Origin of the sequence: Moorena sp. SIO2C4 (assembly GCF_010672485.1) — a bacterium.
GTDB lineage: Bacteria > Cyanobacteriota > Cyanobacteriia > Cyanobacteriales > Coleofasciculaceae > Moorena > Moorena producens.
In genome coordinates this window covers 1-4,837 of record NZ_JAAHGN010000563.1, presented here as the reverse complement: position 1 = coordinate 4,837, position 4,837 = coordinate 1, and the positions used below count along the sequence as shown (strand labels likewise).

The following is a 4,837-nucleotide window of genomic DNA, read 5'->3' as shown; positions in this document are numbered from 1 at the left end:
TATCGAGCACAATGGGCACCTCTAATTTGATCGGAACTTGGAACACACAGGGTTTATGGTATTTGTAAGGCATGGGTTTTACCTCTTGCTGTAATTAATTTCAATCAACACATTTATATAATGTCAAATCTAACCCTGGCTTGGCAGTACCCTTGAGGGTACCTTTTTTTCAACTGATGATAGTCTGGCCTAACTTAGGGGGGATATAGGTTTTGGTCTACAATAAAACTCCTCCCTCCTGAGCTCAGGAGGGAGGATATAGAGGAGAGATAGGAATTAATTTATGCCCAGAATTTTAAAGCCAGCCGTAAAAAAATCATTTCAAAGATTCCTAAGGATACAAAGTGGCAACTGGTTCGGCTGGCTCAGTACCCGCTCCGTTCTCTTCGATCTCCATTTCCTCATATTTAGTAAAGCACTTACGCTTAGCACCTACAGCTAGATCGAGCACAATGGGTACTTCTAATTTGATCGGAACTTGGAACACACAGGGTTTATGGTATTTGTAAGGCATGGGGTTTACCTCTTGGTGCAATTAATTTCAATCAACACATTTATATAATGTCAAATCTAACCCTGGCTTTACAGTACCCTTGAGGGTACCTTTTTTCCCTATAGACCTACTTAATCATTAATGGGAGCACATTCGACTTTGAGTAAATCGTCGCGAATCCATCCTTTGGCACCACTTACTGGAAAACCTACTCTGTGCCAACCATAGCCAAAGCTGTCTATTTTGTAATCTGGCTCTGGAGGAGTGCCTGTCAGCACGTAGACATTATCACCCACTAAACCATAACCCAAGCTTCTATAATTAGTTCCTGGTCCAGAACGTAAGGTGATCCGAGAATCGGGGTTGCTAGCAGTTAGGGTGGCTAGACAGTGGGAACGCTCACTAGGAAAAGTATGCTGAGCAAAAGCCTCAGTTGTAGGGACGGTAACTGCAGCAGCTGTAGCTAATAAGAAGATTGCTTTTTTCATTTGTTTTCTCCAATCATCAAGGTTTCTTATTTACTAGTAAAATAGAAATAACAGTTGGAGTGATTGGAGACAGTGCCACTTTATAAGTAGTCCTAAAGCTGACAGCAATAAAACCTTATTTTTCCATAGTTAGCACTGTTTATAGTACAGACAGTTGAGAAACTGGTCTATGGTGGTCTTGTGGGCGGGGAATAGGGAATAGGGAATAGGGAATAGGGAGTAGGGAGATGGGGAGATGGGGAGATGGGGAGATGGGGAGATGAGCAACTGGCGTGAAAACCACTAAGATCTCGCTGCATCGCTGCTACCTGCTGCCTGCTCCCTCCTCCGTGATCCCTAAAAGCAAGCACGAGACTGGCAAAAAAAATCCCCTGGCTTGATCAGCCTAGGGGGGTTTCAGGGATTAATTACTATGAACTAATTCAAAGCCAGCCGTTAAAGATTCCTTTCAAAGATGCCTAAAGGGACTAAGTGGTAGGAGGTGCGGGTGACTCAGTAGTTTCGTTACCTTCCGCCTCTTCGATCTCCATTTCCTCATATTTGTCAAAGCACTTGCGCTTAGCAGCGACAGCGATGTCGAGAACAATGGGTACTTCTAATTTGATCGGAACTTGGAACACACAGGGGTTAGAGTATTTGTAAGGCATGGGTTTTACCTCTTGGTGCAATTCATTTCAATCAACACATTTCTAGAATGTCAGATCTAACTCTGGCTTCACAGTACCCTTGAGGGTACCTTTTTTTTGAGCTGATCAGCTCATGGCCTAAGAGACTGTTTATCAGAGTGAATCTAATCACCGCTTAAGTCGCTGACTATTGGTGGGTTACGGCGGACAGCTCTCTTAAAGCGATGCAGTTGGCCAAAGGGGAGGCAGTGAGGCCAAAGGGGGTTCCCCCCATGAGCAACTGCCGTGGTTTCCACGGGGCAAACAGCGGTGCTCCCGCAGGTGACCCACACAGACCCAAAACCACTCGCTATTGCATCAAGACAAGGTGAGCTTTCAAAATACTTGCCGCCTAACCCACCCTAGGCCAGAATTTAAGCAAAGTTAACTTATATCATGTCGGGATAATTACCCTTAATAAAAATCTCCCCCATCTGACCATCTGACCATCTGACCATCTCCCCAGACTTCCCACCCTCCCTCTAATTATGGGTATTCAACCTGACTTGATATTAGTGATGAGGGGTATTAGATAATAAGCCAGACTTATCTGACCATAATTGAAGGATAAAATCCAAAGATCAGACATTATTTAGAGCGACTACAACCCAAGAGTCTTTGTTATTGAAAATGTAAGCATATGCGCTACGCGCACGCTGCTTGAGGTGCCGTCAGTTGTCAGCCGTCAGCAGACTTAACTCAGATTAAACAAATGTTTACCTCTTTTATTCAACAGGTGTTCGCAAAGGGTGCCCATAGCCCATAAGCTGATAGCTGAATGCTGATAGCTGAATGCTTACTTCAAAATTCCAGGAAATGCTAAAATATTCCATTCGTTTCCTGATTCACTATCTCCGATTCTGGGATGTTCCAGGTCCTGATCGTTATCTTTTCAGACCTTAATTAAGCAACGCCCGTATTTTTTATCCAGATCCCAACGGTTTACCAATAAGTTTTTAGGTATAATATCGCTCCAAATAATAGGTTTGTTTATGTCCTTTTTTTTGATATGAATATCTCTCAATTTCAGCCTCAATATAAGAACTAAACGTTTTCATAACAAATGTATTATTGTTATCGTCTACCCTACACAATCTACATACTTCATTATCAATTAAGTCATTGACCCATTTAATCATATTAGGTAATATATTAAGTTCTACTAATAGCTTCGCCACAGTTTCTTTTTCACCTTCAAAGGCCTCGATATATAAATCATTGTTATTTCTATTGTGCGAGTAAGATAAAACAAAATGTGAGCCACAATATTCCACTAAGGCTTCTTCTCGATAATCGTTGAGATCAAGAAAATAACCTCTATTTAGAAAAACGCCTATATCTTTTAGTAATTGCCCATTCCCACAATCTATACCCACAAGAGTATTGTATACTTTTTTAACTGGTTGGATCTGATGGGGTCTGAGTCTCACAATATTTCCAGATCTTTCTGTGCAATCTTCTTCGTTTAAGCAAGCTAGATATTCTTCAAGATCTACATCTCGAATAAACTGTTCACCAGGACTATCAAATTTTCCAACCCCGACCTCATTAATGCAGAACAAAGCAAACATCACAAATTCAGCAAATCTATTTTTAATCCCGAAGCTCATGCAACCAGGGAAGATTATAGAATGCTCTTTTTGCATGCCGATGATCCATTCTTTTACCTCATATCTAGAATAAATATTTTCTATTAAACCGAGGACAATATCTTTTAATACTTCAACTGTAGGGGGGACAATTGGTATCATTTTTAATACTAATATATAGTTTTTATATAGCCTAAATATTGATCTATAATGCTATAGGTTTTACTCAATGTTTAAGCTCAATAATACCAAATTTTTATACTGATAAATTTAATGCCGATTACTTACAAAGGGCATAATTAAAAATTATAGCAGTTTTCAATTGGGTGCTGAATTTAAGTATGAATTTCTTGGTATTATTTGGCTACTGCCCCAATTATCCCCCAAAATTGGGGGACGAAAGAGAGTTTCGTTCCACCCAAAGTTGGGGGGTTATATCATGTCAGGATAATTACCCTTAATAAAAATCTCCCTATCTCCCCACACCTCCCACCCTCTCCTTAATTATGGGTATTCAACCAGACTTGATATTAGGGGGGCGAAATCATACCCATACTCAGCAACGCTGTAAAAAAAAACCTGGCTTGATCAGCCTAGGGGTATTGCAGAAATTAATAAAAATGAACTAATTCAAAGCCAGCCGTCAAAGATTCCTTTCAAAGATGCCTAAAGAGACTAACTGGTAACTGGTTCGGGGGACTGATCAGTAGCCGCTCCGTTCTCTTCGATCTCCATTTCCTCATATTTATCAAAACACTTACGCTTAGCAGCGACAGCGATGTCGAGAACAATGGGTACTTCTAATTTGATCGGAACTTGGAACACACAGGGGTTATAGTATTTGTAAGGCATGGGTTTTACCTCTTGGTGCAATTCATTTCAATCAACACATTTCTAGAATGTCAGATCTAACTCTGGCTTCACAGTACCCTTGAGGGTACCTTTTTTTTTTGGGCGTTGCTTAATAATGGAATGATTTTAATAGTTTTGTGGAACGGGCATCTTGCCGTGGAACGGGCATCTTGCCCGTTTCATTTTCGCGCGGGCAGGATGCCCACCCCACTCATATTCATTCCGCCCCTCAGCAATGCCAAAAATCGAGGAGCTCTCGCAGGTTGGTAGAGATGCTTGAATCACGTTTGGTTTGATCACGCAGCTTGGCTGGGGTAACTCCAATGGATCTGCTACACGATTCTCTGAAAGAGCCGCTACGCGAACGCATAATTTCCCTGTCAACAGTAACGCGAACGCATAATTTCCCTGTCAACAGTAACGCGAACGCATAATTTCCCTGTCAACAGTAACGCGATCGCATAATTTCCCTGTCAACTGGAATGCGATGCTCTGAAAGAGCCGCTACGCGAACGCATGATTACCATCTCAACTGGAATGCGATGCTCTGAAAGAGCCGCTACGCGAACGCATAATTACCATCTCAACTGGAATGCGATGCTCTGAAAGAGCCGCTACGCGAACGCATGATTACCATCTCAACTGGAATGGGATGCTCTGAAAGAGCCGCTACGCGAACGCATGATTACCATCTCAACTGGAATGCGATGCTCTGAAAGAGCCGCTACGCGAACGCATGATTACCATCTC

At 41.9% G+C, this 4,837-nt stretch carries 7 protein-coding genes; all 7 read right to left on the bottom strand.

What is annotated here, in order from left to right; all coding sequences use genetic code 11:
* Positions 1–331: 331 nt before the first annotated feature.
* Entirely contained in the window at positions 332–514 is a 183-nt protein-coding gene (locus tag F6K20_RS24485; protein ID WP_008184257.1) for a hypothetical protein, read from the bottom strand.
* 110 nt (positions 515–624) lie between these two features.
* Entirely contained in the window at positions 625–981 is a 357-nt protein-coding gene (locus tag F6K20_RS24480; RefSeq protein ID WP_008184256.1) for an SH3 domain-containing protein, read from the bottom strand.
* A 167-nt stretch (positions 982–1,148) separates the two neighbouring features.
* The gene (locus F6K20_RS24475) at positions 1,149–1,280 is read right to left on the bottom strand and encodes a hypothetical protein (RefSeq protein ID WP_267872029.1); all 132 of its coding nucleotides are present in this window, start codon (positions 1,278–1,280) and stop codon (positions 1,149–1,151) included.
* 168 nt (positions 1,281–1,448) lie between these two features.
* Positions 1,449–1,628: a hypothetical protein gene (locus tag F6K20_RS24470; protein WP_008184255.1), complete on the bottom strand. Its 180-nt coding sequence runs from the start codon at positions 1,626–1,628 to the stop codon at positions 1,449–1,451.
* A gap of 974 nt (positions 1,629–2,602) precedes the next feature.
* Entirely contained in the window at positions 2,603–3,397 is a 795-nt protein-coding gene (locus tag F6K20_RS24465) for a hypothetical protein (protein ID WP_008184254.1), read from the bottom strand.
* 513 nt (positions 3,398–3,910) lie between these two features.
* Positions 3,911–4,087 (bottom strand): hypothetical protein, encoded by a 177-nt coding sequence (locus F6K20_RS24460; protein WP_008184244.1) that lies wholly within the window; start codon positions 4,085–4,087, stop codon positions 3,911–3,913.
* Between the two features lie 126 nt (positions 4,088–4,213).
* On the bottom strand, positions 4,214–4,471 hold the full coding sequence (locus tag F6K20_RS24455) for a hypothetical protein (protein WP_131827150.1): 258 nt from the start codon (positions 4,469–4,471) through the stop codon (positions 4,214–4,216).
* Between the last annotated feature and the right edge of the window lie 366 nt (positions 4,472–4,837).